The following is a 14,577-nucleotide window of genomic DNA, read 5'->3' as shown; positions in this document are numbered from 1 at the left end:
CATGCTGCGATACATCCTTTGGCGCATCGCAGCGATGATCCCCACACTGGTAATCATTTCAGCTCTGGTCTTCACCATCATCGAATTGCCGCCCGGCGACTACTTTGAAAGCTACGTGTCCGAACTTCGTGCCCAGGGTGAAGCGGTCGACATGCAGGAAATCGAAGAGCTGCGTGTCCAGTATGGCTTCGATAAGCCGCCAGTGCTTCGCTATTTCCACTGGGTCGCCGGCATGCTGCAAGGTGATTTCGGCTATTCATTCGAATATCAGCTTCCTGTCAGTGATGTGGTCGGCGACAGATTGTGGCTGACAGTGATGGTGTCGTTCTTCACGATCATCTTCACCTGGCTGATCGCCTTCCCCATCGGTATTTATTCGGCAACGCATCAATATAGCTGGGCGGATTACGGGCTGACACTCATCGGCCTGCTTGGCATTGCGATCCCGAACTTCATGTTCGCGCTCATCCTGATGTATTTCGCCAATATCTGGTTCGGGACGTCAATTGGGCATCTCATGGACCAGAAATACCTTGCCGAACCAATGAGCTGGGCCAAGGCATCCTCGATCCTCTCCCATCTCTGGATCCCGGTGCTGATCGTCGGCACCGCTGGCACTGCGGGCATGATCCGGCGTCTGCGCGCCAATCTTCTGGACGAATTGCAGAAACAATATGTGGTGACGGCACGCGCCAAGGGTATGCACCCTTTCCGTGCCTTGGTGAAATACCCCCTGCGTATGGCGCTTAACTTTTTCATCTCGGATATCGGCTCGATCCTGCCCGCGATCATTTCCGGTGCTGAAATCACAGCAATCGTCCTTTCGCTGGAGACGACGGGACCTATGCTCATCAAGGCATTGCAAAGCCAGGACATGTATCTCGCGGGTTCGTTCCTGATGTTTCTAGCAACATTGACGGTGATTGGCGTGTTGATCTCCGATATCGCGCTCGCCTTTCTCGATCCGCGCATCAGACTGCAAGGCGGAAGCACAAAATGACATCACCGCTTCCCGAACCCGGCGCACCCCTTCCTCACTTTGTCTCGACGAAGCCGTTCGATCCGCATTCGGTTGATGTCATGACCGAGGAGCAGAACCGCCTCTATCGGGCATCGCAGATGCAGCTGATGTGGTGGAAGTTCAAAAAGCACAAGCTGGCTCTTGCCTCTGCGATTTTCCTCGCCGCGCTCTATCTGATGATCGCATTCGTCGAATTTCTGGCGCCTTACAATCTCCACACACGCAACGTCGACTTCATCTATAGCCCCCCGCAAGCCGTTCGCCTTTTTCACAACGGCGATTTCATCGGACCGTTCGTCTACGGCCGCAAGATGACGCTCGATATGGATACGCTGCGGCGGGTCTATGTGGACCAAAAAGATCAGGTTGAGCCCTTACGGTTTTTCTGCTCGGGCGACCCATACAAATTCTGGGGCGTGGTCGCGACGGATTTCCACCTTGTCTGCCCCGCGAAGGGCGGGCAGCTGTTTCTGCTTGGCACTGATCGCCTCGGGCGCGACGTGCTGTCGCGCATTCTCTATGGCGCTCGCATTTCGCTTACAATCGGCGTAATCGGCATCGTTATCAGCTTCACTCTGGGAATTGTTATCGGCGGCCTTGCCGGTTACCATGGTGGAGTTTTCGACCTAATTGTCCAACGAATCATCGAAGTACTTCAGTCTATTCCAAGTATACCCCTGTGGATGGCCCTCGCCGCTATTATGCCGATTACATGGAGCCCCATGCTGATTTACCTCGGGATCACCGCCATCCTCGGACTGCTCGACTGGACGGGGTTGGCGCGCGCCGTGCGTTCCAAGCTGCTTTCACTTCGTGAAGAGGACTATGTGCTCGCGGCCCAGTTGATGGGTGCAAATAGTCGCCGCATCATAGGACGACATCTCATTCCCGGTTTCATGTCACACCTGATCGCAACTGCAACCATGTCTATTCCGGGCATGATCCTCGGTGAAACCGCGCTGAGCTTTCTCGGGCTTGGATTACGGCCACCCATAACAAGCTGGGGCATCCTTCTAACCGAAGCCCGAAGTGTAAGCGTCATCGTCTTCTACCCATGGCTATTGTTCCCCATCATTCCGGTCATTCTGGTGGTTCTGGCCTTCAATTTTCTTGGTGACGGTCTCCGCGACGTTGCTGATCCGTATAGTTGAGGTGGATGCTCATATGTTGAAAAATTTCCCATATCACGGGTTGCGTCACCACATTGCCGCGAGGTTCGCATCATGACACGCCGCCTGGAGGACGTCCGTATCCTGATGTATAGCCACGACACGTTCGGGCTCGGCCATTTGCGACGCTGCCGGACGATTGCCCATTCGCTGGTCGAGGACTATCGCGGTCTGAATATCATGATCATATCCGGCGCCACGATCGCCGGTGCTTTCGACTATCGCGCGCGTGTCGATTTCGTCAAAATCCCAAGCGTGATCAAGCTGCGCAATGGTGAATATGAGTCAATGGAGCGGCACACCGATCTTCATGACACACTGAAAATGCGCCAATCGATCATCCGCCACACGGCCGAAACGTTCCAGCCCGACATTTTCATCGTCGACAAAGAACCGATGGGCATGAAAGGCGAAGTCGAGGAAACCCTCACCTATCTCAAGACCCGTGGAGCGATGCTGATCCTCGGCCTGCGTGAAGTCATGGACGCCCCGCATTTGCTCGATGCCGAGTGGAAGCGCAAGAATGTGATGGACAAGATTGACAAGCTTTATGACGCGGTGTGGGTCTATGGTCCGCCGGATTTCTACGATCCGCTGGTTGGGCTCGACGTGCCCAAGAGCGTCCGCGATAAAATGAGTTTCGTCGGTTTCCTGCAGCGTAGCGTCTCCACCCATGAACTCCCGGACCATCGTCCAAAGGGCGACTACATTCTCGTTACCACGGGTGGAGGCGGTGACGGCGCCGATCTCGTCAACGACGTCATACGGGCCTACCAGCACGATCACACACTCCAGCACAAGTCACTCGTCGTTCTCGGACCGTATATGCCCGCGAAGAAGCGCCGCAAGATGATAAGCAAGAGCAGGGCGATCCCTCATATCGAGGTCATCGAATTCGATAACAGGATGGAAGAGCTGGTGGCGGGCGCCAAGGCCGTCGTTGCGATGGGCGGATACAATACCTATTGCGAGATCCTGTCCTTCGACAAGCCAGCGCTGATTGTTCCGCGCGTCCTTCCGCGCGAAGAACAGTTAATTCGCGCCAGACGCGCCGCAGAGCTTGGACTGATCGACATGCTGCTTCCCAGCGAATCCGAGGACCCGGTTCGCATGGCTGGCGCGCTCAAAGCCCTGCCCAGCAGACCTGCACCTTCCAAGAGTGCACTCAAGGGTTTCAGACTGGAAGGCTTGCCGCATATTTCTCAAATTGTCGGGGACCTAATGGATCGACGTCAACCGAACCACCTGTCACTCGTCAAGGGATAATCGCGTGTCATATCGTCGAAAAACGGTCGTGGTGTTAAAGGGATATCCGCGCCTGTCTGAAACATTTATCGCCCAGGAATTGCTTGGGTTGGAACAGTCGGGCTTCGAACTGGTCCTCGTGGCTCTGCGTCGACCAACAGATAAGAAGACCCATCCAGTGCACGACGAAATTCGTGCACCAGTACACTACCTACCGGAATATCTCCGTGATGAACCCCGCCGTGTTCTGTCGGCACTGATCGCCTGTATGCCGCGCCCGGGTTTCTGGCGCGGTTTGACGACAGCGCTCAAGGACTTTCGGAAGGACCCGACGCGCAATCGTATCAGGCGCTTCGGACAGGCCGCAGTTCTTGCCGCGGAATGGCCGGATGGAGCAGAATGGATTCACGCGCATTTTATCCACACCCCTGCATCCGTCGCAGCCTATGCCAGCCAGATCACCGGCATTGGATGGACATGCTCCGCTCATGCCAAGGACATCTGGACTTCGCCGGATTGGGAGTTGCAAGGTAAACTTACCAGCACACGGTGGACGGTGACTTGCACGCAGTCGGGCTTCAACCATCTGCGTCAGCTAGGAGGCCCCAAGTCCAATGTGCATCTGAGCTACCACGGCCTCGATCTTGCCCGGTTTGGGCCTTTCGAGGGGAGTCGCTCGCTGCGCGACGGGAGTGAAGCCGACGATCCTGTAAGAATCCTGAGTGTCGGTCGCGCCGTTGAGAAGAAGGGTTATGACATTGTGCTGAAAGCGCTCAGCCTGCTGCCCGACGACCTTCACTGGCGGTTCGAGCATATCGGCGATGGAGACAAGATCGCCAGCCTGAAAGCGCTCGCAAGCGAGCTGGTGATTGCAGACAAAATCCAATGGAAGGGCGCGCTTGACCAGAAGGACGTCCTCGCTGGCTATCAAGCCGCCGATATTTTCGTACTTGCCTGCCGGATCACGACGGATGGTGACAGGGATGGTCTGCCGAATGTGTTGGTGGAAGCGTCAAGTCAGGGGTTGATCTCGGTCTCCACCAACATATCCGGCGTGCCCGAACTACTGGTGGACGGGGAGAATGGCCTGCTTGTTGCGCCTGAAGATCCCCAAGCATTGGCTAGCGCCATGGAAACAGCGATCCGCGATGCGAATTTCCGCCATCGTCTGGGGCGTGCCGCCGAAAAGCGGGTGCGAACGGAATTCAACTTCCACAATAGCATCCGTCAATTAAAATCCTTGTTCGAAACCGAATGGCAGCCAAACAAATGAGGCAATCGACGGCAAGACCGCGCGTTTTGTTCTATGTTCAGCATCTGCTCGGCATCGGCCATCTCGCGCGCGCCAGTCGTATCGCCCGCGCACTGACGCAAGATGGTTTCGACGTCACCATGGTCACCGGCGGCATGCCTGTTCCGGGATTTCCGGGACCTGAAGTAAACCATGTGGCACTACCGGCGATTGCTTCGGGTGATGCTGGGTTTTCAGGTCTTGCCGATGCCTTCGGTAACCCGCTGACCGATGAGTTCAAGGCGGCCCGCCGTGAGATGCTGCTTGTAACATTTCGGGATATCAGGCCCGATATCGTCATCATCGAGGCATTTCCTTTTGGACGTCGGCAGGTTCGCTTCGAACTTATCCCTCTGCTGGATGAGATCAGCGGAATGACGCCGAAACCACTCGTGCTGACCTCGTTGCGCGACATCCTGCAGGAGCGCGCCAAGCCCGGTCGCGATGAGGAAAGTGTTGCGCTGGTGCAGCGCTATTTCGATCGCGTGCTGGTTCACGGCGATCCGCAGTTTGCACGTCTGGAGGATAGTTTTCCGCTGCATTCAGATATTGCCGACAAGGTTATCTATACCGGCCTTGTCGCCGCGCCACCGCCCTCATCGCCTTCGGAGACTTTTGATATCGTCGTCTCGGCGGGTGGCGGTGCCGTGGGCGCCTTGCTCATCCGTGCAGCTCTGGAGGCCGCAAAGCGCCAGTCGCCCGACCTTTCCTGGTGCATTGTGACTGGCCCTAATCTGCAGCAGACAGTTTTCGACGACATCTCAGCGGGGGCCCCGGACAATGTTCGTATCTTCCGCTTCCGGCAGGACTTTCCAAGCCTGTTATTGGGTGCTCGCCTGTCAGTCTCTCAGGCCGGATACAACACCGTGTGCGATATCCTTCGTGCGGGCTGCAGTTCCTTGCTCATCCCGTTCACAGCGGGTGGAGAAACCGAGCAGACTGCACGCGCACGCCATTTGGAAAAGCTCGGCCTCGCATCGGTTCTGACTGAAGACGAGCTATCGGCGGATAGCATGACCGACGCCATAGGCAAGGCGCTTGCCACACCTCGTTTGCCCGCTCACAATCTTGATCTCGATGGCGCGCATCGCACTGCAGAAATCCTGCATGATCTTCTGACAGTACGCTAGACGGTACCGATCAGCATAAATCTGGTATATTTCTTCATGGGCAGTGCGCCGGCAAACGCAATCGTTTCCAACGACGCTTGAGCTATGAACGCATCCAGCGAAGCGACGCAGTTCACATGGGTCGGCTCGCTGAAATAATCATTCGACTGCAGAAGAACGCGGGTTCCTTTGGGCAAAAGCGATAGCCAGGCAGGCAGATCAGCAATATGCTCGCAGCTGGTGTTGATCACCAGATCGGCTCCAAGGTCCGGATAGGCAAGATCATACATATCGGCGGTCAATGCCCGGAACCGATCATTCCACGCGCTGTTCAGGGTTTCCGCGACAGCGCCAACATCAGGATCAATATCAAAACTGTCGATCGCCTCGATCTCAAAGCGCGGATCATCGAAAAACATCGCGGCCAAAATGCCGTACCAGCCGCCAAGTATAACCACACGGCTGAATTTTCCGCCGAGAGTTTCAAACAGCGATTGCCGCGCCCATAGTTTGCAAGCCACTTGTTTGTGGTTGAAGGCATTTCCAAGATCAGCTTCGGGGTGGCGGGCAACGACCCGCGACAAACCCTTGATCAGCGGGCTTGATGTGTAGGCGGCAGTACCACGCAGAATGTCGAATGCGCTTTCATGCCAGTCAATGGTAGTCGCGTTTGCGTCGAATGTGTCCATCATGGGTAAGTTGTAGGCCAGACATTTATTGCTGGTCAATTCCTATGGCCGATCTTCAAACAGAAATGCGCTGGTTAGCTGGGATGTATCTTGCCGGTTGTCAGATCAATAGCAAAGTTTCGTGACGGCAAACCGGACATGAAGCGGTCGAACATCTGAAAAATTTTGCCAAAGGCTTCTTGCATTGATCCCGTTTCCATTACCTCTATACGACGGGCATAGAGGTCCGACACCCATTTATAGGCTGCAAGGTGTGGCCCAGATATCGCATCAAGCCCCAGATCGCTGCCCATCCGCACACGATACCAGTCACGGAGAAACGTCATTGCCTCAGTTCGCGACAGAAAATCCATATCAAGTCCGTATTCAACGGCAGATATAGTTAGCCGGCGCTGGATCTCTCCATCCGCAAGTACCGCCTTAAGATCGGGAAGCGCGCCGCAACTGACAGGAGGTTCGACCAGCGCGATGGCGGCCAAATCCAGAAGTCCAAGATTTTTCATTGCTTCTGCAAGGTCCTGCGGCCATTCCCGGCGCAAAAAACGCCGGCCGATGAGATGCGCGAGGTGGCTCGACAGGAATTCCCCATAATTGGCAGCGTTAAGCAGATTGCCGGGATTGATCTTGTTCCTCTCCGCTTCGTCTGCATATAGAGAGAGGATATCAGCGTCGAGCGTCATATCACCGATGCTGACCGTCTCGATATCCAGCGAATTGGGCTGGATGTGCAAAATCTTGTAAGCGCCGGGAAAAGCGACCAGCGAGGGCACGGACACATTGAACAGAAAGCCATTGGAATTGCGATAGCAAGCGGTATCGTTGATATGAAGATGACCGCTGAAATGCACGCGAACACCAGCATCAATCAAGGCGTCACCGACATCCACTTCCGGGATGCGTCCCAAGAGGCTTGTTTGCCCGAGAACTGAAAGTTCGTCATTCCGCGTGCCATCCAGTGGATCAAGCGCCGGATAATGAGAAAATGCGACGACTGTTTTGCCAAGTTTCCGCGCACGGTCCGTGACCGACTGTATCCAATCCAGAATGAAACGCTTGTGGATCAGCATAGCGTTCCAACCGGCATCGGTGCTGTCCGTGATAGCCTCCTCCGCATCGCCGGTGTGTCCCGTCACCGGCACGAACACGTTGGCGTCGATCATCAGCATCCATAGATCTTCAAAAGGCTCAACAAGATAGGACCCATCCATGAGCGTGCGCACCGTCAGTCCGTCAGGCGAGCGAATTTCGAATTGTCTAGCAGATGGATGATCTGCAACTCCGAAAGGGGTTTCCCAATGCAGATATTGCGGCTTTCGGAAAAAGCCGACATCACCTGGCGACTGAAGGCCGAGCGGATAGCCTGCGCAACGTAGATTTTCATTGACGATCAAGGCATCGTCGTCTGGCGAAGCCTCGCGCGCCGGATTGCTGGTTACCAGATCGTGGCCGCCGCGAGCATTCAGAAAACGTTTCGATCGATGCCTCCCGCCGGGACCAAAAATGTCGTGATTGCCGGGCACCGCATAGAACTGCATTCCATGGCGTCTGGTATAATCGTTCAGAAGGGCCCGCAAGCCTGTCATGGTCGCCGTCTGACCGTCATCCGAGTAGTCACCCAGAAGGACAACGTGGCGGATTCCTTGCCCAGCTATATCCTCCAGCGCGTATCGCAATGCGGCAAAGCTCTCGTTGAACACACGCGTCGAACGCACCGTGTTGGCAAATGGACGCAATGCCATGGCCCGGTTGTTCACAGTGACCCCGGCAGTGCCATAGTCACCGAAAATGTCATGGAAATGCGCGTCAGCAATCACGGCAATGGGCGGGAATTCAGATGTCATCCCTGGGAGATTTCCTTTTCAACATCTCGCGCTTCATACGACTGACAAGAGTGCTACATATTTAGTAGCAGGCTAGATTCGGTGCTCGCATATGCTTCACCGTCTGGCTAACATGCCATGATTGCGACAAAACCGGAAACGGTCGGACAAACGTTGATTTTCTTGCCGAAGAGCCAGCAGTCTCATGTAGCGGCGGCCTTCGGGATTGCGCGACGGCAGAAAGAGAGAGCGACACAGTGTTTCGGGTGCGTTTTTGGGGAGTGCGGGGCAGTTTGCCGGTATCAGGACCGGATTTCCGGCAGTATGGCGGCAATACTGTCTGCATAGAGATGCAATGCGGTGAGCACAGATTATTGTTCGATGCGGGTTCAGGCCTGCTGCCCGCAGGCAGATCGTTGCTCGCCGAAGGTATTTCCGACTTCAAACTGTTCTTCTCACACTGCCACTACGATCACATTATAGGTCTGCCCTATTTTGCGCCACTCTTTGATGCCCGCTCGACGGTGGAACTCTGGTCGGGGCATATGTACGGAAAGATGAGCACGAGCGAAATTGTCGCAGAGTTTATCCATCCCCCGTGGTTTCCCATTGAAATAAATGTCTGTCCCGCACGAATGATCTGCAGGGACTTTAAATCTGGCGAGGTTCTGAAACCCTATCCGGGTGTTGAGATTATGACCGGAAGTCTCAATCATCCCGGCGGCGCAATTGGCTATCGCGTGCAATGGGGTGGACGTTCCATAGCGCTGATCACCGATACCGAGCATGAACCTGGCATCCTTGACCCAGCGGTGCTGGACCTGATCGAAGATGTGGACCTCTTTCTCTACGACACCACCTATACCGACGATGAAATGCCCAAGCATGTCGGCTATGGTCACTCATCGTGGCAGCACGCTATCCGGCTTGCCAAGGCAGCCCGTGCGAAGAATGTTGCCTTCATCCATCATTCGCCGCTACGCACAGACGCAGAAATCGAAGCAATCGATCGCCAAGCCGCGAGCCAGTTTGCTGGCGCCTTTTCAGCCCGGGAAGGACAGGTGTTCGACGTCTGAACCACTAGTCTGAATGAGCAGATCCGGTAGCGCTGTCCAGCGACACGCTGGATGAGATGCTGTCTGATTAAAGAGTGTGTCGAGAAATCGCCACGCGGATTCGTCATGCACCAGATGATGGGTCAGGAACCCCATGCTGCCGCCGCCAGCAAACATAACCTGCAGTCGATGGATGATATCTTCAACCAGCGCCGCATGGTCGCGAGCCCCCCGCGTCCCATGCCAGTCCATCAGATCGACATGGGTGTTGATCATCGGCAACGGACCGATCTTCTCTGGTCCGAAAACCGAAAGAGCCTGAAACCCAAGACCGGCAAGCGTCCCCACCAGAGAAGGTGCAATGCGGTTCCATGGCGGCACGAGAACGGGAACGAAGCGGCCATCATGAAGGGCCGCGAGACGGTTCAAACCAGCCTTCAGTTCCGCTGTAATCACTGCGATTGGTCTATGTTCGCCTAGCTCCTGCTTCTTCTCATGTTCGCTGGCAAAGTTGGTGTGCGACCAACCGTGGACGGCTACCGTCGCCAGCGACCAGTCGTTCAGGTACTCCGCGAGCGAATGCCCGGTATGTTCGGGGATAACCGCCAGCGTCACGGGAACAGAATGCCGTACGCTCAGATCACGCAATTGTGCCAGCGCCAGTGTCGGCGAAACGGCATCGTCATCACGCAGCCAGAAGTCGGCGACTTTTCCAGCCTTATACCATCGGTCCAGTTCGCTCTTCAGCGGTTCCCAGATGTCAGTCCCCATTATTTGGTTCCCACGTGATGTTTGAGAATTTCATCAAGACGTTGGGACGCCACTTCCAACGACCGCTCGTCTTGCACAAACTGCCGAGCCGCAGAAGACATGCGGTCGCGGGTTTGGGTATCCGCCAGCATCGAGCCTATCGCTCGAGCAAATGCCCCTATATCGCCCGGTGATGTGAGAATGCCGGTACGCCCGTCGACCACGACCTCCGGTACGCCGGCAATGGCCTGGGCAACAACCGGTAATCCGGCGGCCTGTGCTTCCAAATAGGCAAGTCCGTAGGCTTCGCCACATCCGGGCCAGACATAGAGAGCGCTTTGTGCAAACAGACCTACGATTTGAGACGGCTCCATTTCCCCATGCCACTGGATTCGACCCGGGGAGAAGCCGGCAAACAGTGTTTCCACTTCCGTGCGACAGACACCATCTCCCACAATGGAGAGTGTCCACGGAATATCATTGAGCTGCGCTAACGATCCCGCCAGCATTCGGTAGCTGTCCATTTTGTCGCCGCTGCGCATCATCGCCACCGCTATCAGCCGATCATGCTCGGTATAGGGCACTACCTCGGCAACACTCCCGCAATCGATAAAAGGCGTAAGCATCGCGACGGGAGCGCCAGGGGCCACCTCTAGCAGCCCCCTTCGGTCACGCTCGGTCAGGCAAATGTTGACGGCGGCCTGTCCAACAGCTTTCAACAAGTTTTGCTGTATCTCCGTCCAGAGGCCCGTGTTGCGCCTCGCGGAATAGGATGCTTCTGCTGTCACATAGGGTATGTCGAACAACGTTGATAGCATCGGTCCGAGGAGATCGGGAGCCTTGTAATAGGGATGATATGTCAGCCACAAATCCGGAACGGTATCGCGTCGCCAATGTGCTGAAATCCGTTCAATCTCTCGTTCAGCCTGCACTTCGAGTGTAGCAAATGCTTCGGTCGAGGGAGTTTTCAGGAAGCTGCGGAATTCTGATACGACTTCCACCTCATGGCCGCTACGCCCCAATGCTGCAATCAACAGTCTCGCCATAAGCCGGTCTCCGGAAGGGACCGGATGATAAGGAGACTTTAATGGAGAATAGAAGGCGATCTTCATCGTCTAATCAACTTGTCCGTCACTCCGCTGTCAATTCAGACCCGATTTTTTAGAATCCGCATGAACGTGTATGTGTTTAATTGATATCGAACCAATGTGGCAGGTCAAGGAAAACACTCGTCCCGCGTTCAGGAGGCTGGGAGGCCGTTGATTAACTGAATAGGGTTGCAGATTCCCTTCTTGTCAGTTGGCTGCATAAGGTGAAATTGCTGCCACATTATCTTTGATTTGCATTTCATGGCTTATCGGAGGGAAAGCACGCTGGGTGCATTCCTTGCGCTCGCAAAGTTTGCATCCCGCGCCGATCATCGCTCTCGCGCTCTGATCACCGATGGCCAGCCCCTTGGAGTAGACTACCCGTTCTGCATCCCTGAGGTCGCATCCCAATCCAATGGCAAAAGTCTTATCCGGCGCGCCGTAACCGCCATGATGATGTGTAACGGTTCTGGCAACCCACAGATAAGCCCGACCATCCGGCATTTCAGCAATCTGCGTGCATATCCGCTCCGGCGAAGAGAAGGCATCGTAGACCGTCCAGAGGGGACAGGTTCCGCCTATTCTGGAAAAGTGGAAATCTGTTGCAGACTGACGTTTGGAAATATTACCAGCTCTGTCGACGCGCACGAAAAAGAACGGCACTCCATTTGCACCGGGTCGCTGCAAGGTGCTCAGTCGGTGGCAAATGGTTTCAAAACCCACGCCAAACTGCTGTCCCAGCAAATCAATATCATAGCGCAGCTGTTCCGCCGATTGCAGGAATGATCCATAGGGCAGAATGACTGCTCCCGCGAAATAATTTGCAAGACCGACACGGGCGAGAGCAACGGTTTCGTGACTGGAGAATGTCGCGTTGCCTGTAAGGCTGTCGAGCAGATCCGCTTGTTCCAGAAAGCACAATTGCGTGGCCATCTGGAACGCGCCCTGCCCGGGGGAAAGCGCGTTGGATAATGTCAGGGTTCGCGCGATTGGATCAAAACGCCTAAGAGCGTTTTCCTGATCAAAAGAATGACCATATTCAACAGAGATTGCGTGTCGGCTTTTGAGGCGCTCCGCAAGGGCTTGATCGAAACGACCGATCTTCATGCCAAGTTCTTCGGCAACTTTCTCCGCACACCGGTCGAGTTTCGCAAAGTGATTGCTTCTTTCATAGAAATAATCGCGGACTTCCTCATATGGCATTGAAGGAAGCTGCTCTAACGACAATTGCCGTGGATCACCCAAACGCATCGCCAGCGTCTCGGACTGCTCGATGGATTTTCGCATTTGCTTGTATAGCTGGAGGACCGAGCGTCCCACGGCAGGCATATTGCTGGCGATCTCCCTGATCTCACTGTTGCTAACCGTCTCGCCCAGCAGCGGGTTTGAAAATACCTGCTTCAGCTCACCGATCAGGCGTTCGTCATCGTCTTCAGAAAAGAACTGAACATCAACACCAAACGCTGCGTTCATGCGCAACACAACCTGAACCGTGATCGGACGCTGGTTGTTTTCGATCTGGTTGAAGTAGCTGAGAGAAATCCCAAGTGCATTTGCCAGCGCCTGCTGGGTCAGCTGACGTTCCTCGCGCAGTCTTTTCAGCCGCGCGCCCACAAACGGTTTTTTCATCAGCTCCTCCAACCAACAATTGATGACTTTGCAAACTTTGCAAATTCACCGATTTCGCTTCACAAAACTACACAATTTCAGTCATTTACCGAGTTACCGATAAGTGGATATTGCGAATTATTGCGAAATTCGCAAGCGCCAATCTCGAACTGGCGCGATGTGCACTTGAGGAGATGCATTCGTGAATACTCATACCGTCCGCACCTACAAATCAGCCGAACATCTGGACCGAGAAGACCAGCTCGCATGGAAAATCGCATCGGTTGCCGCCGATAACGTGCCACTTGACGACGATGTCGTCGAGATGATCGGCAATCGCATTATCGACAATGCGTCTGTTGCTGCGGCATCCTTGGCGCGACGCCCGGTTGCAAGCGCCCGCGCGCAGGCCATCGCTCATCCCTACGCGCCAGGCGCGACAGTATTCGGGCTTTCAGGTGACAAGCGCGTTTCGCCAGAATGGGCTGCGTGGGCCAATGGCGTCGCGGTTCGCGAACTTGACTTTCACGATACGTTTCTGGCAGCAGATTATTCACATCCCGGCGACAATATCCCAGCTATTCTGGCGGTGGCACAACATTGCGGTCTCTCCGGCAACGATCTGGCTCGCGGCATTGCAACCGGATATGAAATTCAAGTCAACCTCGTCAAAGGCATATGCCTGCATGAGCACAAGATCGACCATATCGCCCATCTTGGTCCATCGGCCGCCGCTGGCATTGGAACAGCGCTTGGATTACCCGTCGAGACAATCTATCAGGCGGTTCAACAAGCGCTGCATGTGACCACGACAACAAGGCAATCACGCAAAGGCGAGATTTCCAGCTGGAAGGCGTTTGCACCCGCATTCGCGGGGAAAATGGCCATCGAAGCGGTCGACCGCGTTATGCGCGGAGAAGGCGCGCCGTCACCTGCATGGGAAGGCGAAGACGGGTTTATCGCCTGGCTGCTAAGCGGCCCTCAGGCGCAATATGCTGTTCCGCTACCGGGGAAAGGTCAGCCCAAACGCGCCATCCTGGACACCTACACCAAGGAGCATTCGGCGGAATATCAAAGTCAGGCCCTGATTGACCTTGCGCGGCGTATGGGACCGAAAATTGGCCAACTTTCAAATGTGGATAGCATCGTCATCCATACCAGCCATCACACACATTATGTGATCGGAACTGGCGCTAACGATCCGCAGAAAATGGACCCGATGGCCAGCCGCGAAACGCTTGACCACTCAATCATGTACATCTTTGCTGTGGCGCTTGAAGATGGCGGCTGGCACCATGAGCGATCCTATGCGCCTGAGCGTGCACAGCGACCTGAAACCGTAGCCCTGTGGCACAAGATTGCGACGGTGGAAGACCCCACATGGACAAAGCGCTATCACAGCGCAGACCCTGCGGAGAAGGCTTTCGGTGGCCGGGTCGTCATAACCTTGAAAGACGGATCGATCATCGAGGACGAGCTGGCGATTGCCGATGCCCACCCGTTGGGCGCGCGCCCCTTCAAACGTCCTGACTACATTAACAAGTTCCGGACCCTGGCAGACGGAATAGTCGATGTTTCCGAGCAGGAGCGTTTCATCGCAGCCGTCGAACGGCTGACCTCGCTGAAGCCCGATGAACTTGACGGCCTGAATTTCAGCGTTGTGCCTGATCGGCTGGGCGTTCCCGCCGCGAGCGGAATCTTCGACTGGAAAGTGTGAACATTACGGGAGGAA

The 14,577-nt window shown here is 55.2% G+C and carries 12 protein-coding genes; 7 read left to right on the top strand and 5 right to left on the bottom strand.

Annotated features, from left to right (window positions below; translation table 11 throughout):
* The first annotated feature begins 1 nt into the window (after position 1).
* The 5 genes from QBD01_RS08920 to QBD01_RS08900 all read left to right on the top strand — a co-directional run bounded on the left by QBD01_RS08920 (position 2) and on the right by QBD01_RS08900 (position 5,856).
* A complete protein-coding gene (locus QBD01_RS08920; RefSeq protein ID WP_182523098.1) occupies positions 2-1,000 on the top strand; it encodes an ABC transporter permease in 999 nt (332 codons plus the stop codon).
* A complete protein-coding gene (locus QBD01_RS08915; protein WP_182523097.1) occupies positions 997-2,172 on the top strand; it encodes an ABC transporter permease in 1,176 nt (391 codons plus the stop codon). Before QBD01_RS08920 ends, QBD01_RS08915 begins: the two co-directional genes overlap by 4 nt.
* Positions 2,173-2,244: 72 nt before the next feature.
* On the top strand, positions 2,245-3,456 hold the full coding sequence (locus tag QBD01_RS08910) for a glycosyltransferase family protein (RefSeq protein WP_280992486.1): 1,212 nt from the start codon (positions 2,245-2,247) through the stop codon (positions 3,454-3,456).
* A gap of 4 nt (positions 3,457-3,460) precedes the next feature.
* On the top strand, positions 3,461-4,708 hold the full coding sequence (locus tag QBD01_RS08905; protein ID WP_182523095.1) for a glycosyltransferase family 4 protein: 1,248 nt from the start codon (positions 3,461-3,463) through the stop codon (positions 4,706-4,708).
* A complete protein-coding gene (locus QBD01_RS08900) occupies positions 4,705-5,856 on the top strand; it encodes a glycosyltransferase family protein (RefSeq protein ID WP_392391352.1) in 1,152 nt (383 codons plus the stop codon). The genes QBD01_RS08905 and QBD01_RS08900 overlap by 4 nt, the downstream gene beginning before the upstream one ends.
* Here QBD01_RS08900 and QBD01_RS08895 read toward each other — a convergent pair.
* Positions 5,853-6,527, bottom strand: coding sequence for a class I SAM-dependent methyltransferase (locus QBD01_RS08895; protein WP_280992484.1), 675 nt, complete (start codon positions 6,525-6,527; stop codon positions 5,853-5,855). The two genes, QBD01_RS08900 and QBD01_RS08895, sit on opposite strands and share 4 nt — an antisense overlap.
* Positions 6,528-6,598: 71 nt before the next feature.
* Positions 6,599-8,365: a metallophosphoesterase gene (locus QBD01_RS08890; protein WP_182523094.1), complete on the bottom strand. Its 1,767-nt coding sequence runs from the start codon at positions 8,363-8,365 to the stop codon at positions 6,599-6,601.
* A gap of 272 nt (positions 8,366-8,637) precedes the next feature.
* On the opposite strand from QBD01_RS08890, the gene QBD01_RS08885 reads away from it, so the two are divergent.
* On the top strand, positions 8,638-9,420 hold the full coding sequence (locus QBD01_RS08885) for an MBL fold metallo-hydrolase (protein WP_210277422.1): 783 nt from the start codon (positions 8,638-8,640) through the stop codon (positions 9,418-9,420).
* Here the strand turns inward: QBD01_RS08885 and QBD01_RS08880 are convergent.
* From QBD01_RS08880 to QBD01_RS08870, 3 genes are all read right to left on the bottom strand, one after another.
* Entirely contained in the window at positions 9,388-10,170 is a 783-nt protein-coding gene (locus tag QBD01_RS08880; RefSeq protein WP_280992483.1) for a polysaccharide deacetylase family protein, read from the bottom strand. The genes QBD01_RS08885 and QBD01_RS08880 overlap by 33 nt on opposite strands.
* Positions 10,170-11,261, bottom strand: coding sequence for a glycosyltransferase family 4 protein (locus QBD01_RS08875; RefSeq protein ID WP_280992482.1), 1,092 nt, complete (start codon positions 11,259-11,261; stop codon positions 10,170-10,172). Before QBD01_RS08875 ends, QBD01_RS08880 begins: the two co-directional genes overlap by 1 nt.
* A gap of 183 nt (positions 11,262-11,444) precedes the next feature.
* The gene (locus tag QBD01_RS08870) at positions 11,445-12,866 is read right to left on the bottom strand and encodes a short-chain fatty acyl-CoA regulator family protein (RefSeq protein WP_280992481.1); all 1,422 of its coding nucleotides are present in this window, start codon (positions 12,864-12,866) and stop codon (positions 11,445-11,447) included.
* 181 nt (positions 12,867-13,047) lie between these two features.
* Between QBD01_RS08870 and QBD01_RS08865 the strand changes: the two genes are divergently transcribed.
* Positions 13,048-14,562: an MmgE/PrpD family protein gene (locus tag QBD01_RS08865; protein WP_280992480.1), complete on the top strand. Its 1,515-nt coding sequence runs from the start codon at positions 13,048-13,050 to the stop codon at positions 14,560-14,562.
* Positions 14,563-14,577 lie beyond the last annotated feature (15 nt).

Origin of the sequence: Ochrobactrum sp. 19YEA23, assembly GCF_029909865.1 — a bacterium.
In the GTDB taxonomy this organism is placed as follows: domain Bacteria; phylum Pseudomonadota; class Alphaproteobacteria; order Rhizobiales; family Rhizobiaceae; genus Brucella; species Brucella gambitense.
Note: the sequence above shows the minus strand (reverse complement) of the source record. Positions and strands in the feature narration are given on the sequence as shown.

Coding starts and splice junctions, on each gene's coding strand:
- QBD01_RS08920 (WP_182523098.1), top strand. CDS start 2: ATGCTGCGATACATCCTTTGGCGCATCGCAGCGATGATCCCCACACTG.
- QBD01_RS08915 (WP_182523097.1), top strand. CDS start 997: ATGACATCACCGCTTCCCGAACCCGGCGCACCCCTTCCTCACTTTGTC.
- QBD01_RS08910 (WP_280992486.1), top strand. CDS start 2,245: ATGACACGCCGCCTGGAGGACGTCCGTATCCTGATGTATAGCCACGAC.
- QBD01_RS08900 (WP_392391352.1), top strand. CDS start 4,705: ATGAGGCAATCGACGGCAAGACCGCGCGTTTTGTTCTATGTTCAGCAT.
- QBD01_RS08895 (WP_280992484.1), bottom strand. CDS start 6,527: ATGATGGACACATTCGACGCAAACGCGACTACCATTGACTGGCATGAA.
- QBD01_RS08890 (WP_182523094.1), bottom strand. CDS start 8,365: ATGACATCTGAATTCCCGCCCATTGCCGTGATTGCTGACGCGCATTTC.
- QBD01_RS08880 (WP_280992483.1), bottom strand. CDS start 10,170: ATGGGGACTGACATCTGGGAACCGCTGAAGAGCGAACTGGACCGATGG.
- QBD01_RS08875 (WP_280992482.1), bottom strand. CDS start 11,261: ATGAAGATCGCCTTCTATTCTCCATTAAAGTCTCCTTATCATCCGGTC.
- QBD01_RS08870 (WP_280992481.1), bottom strand. CDS start 12,866: ATGAAAAAACCGTTTGTGGGCGCGCGGCTGAAAAGACTGCGCGAGGAA.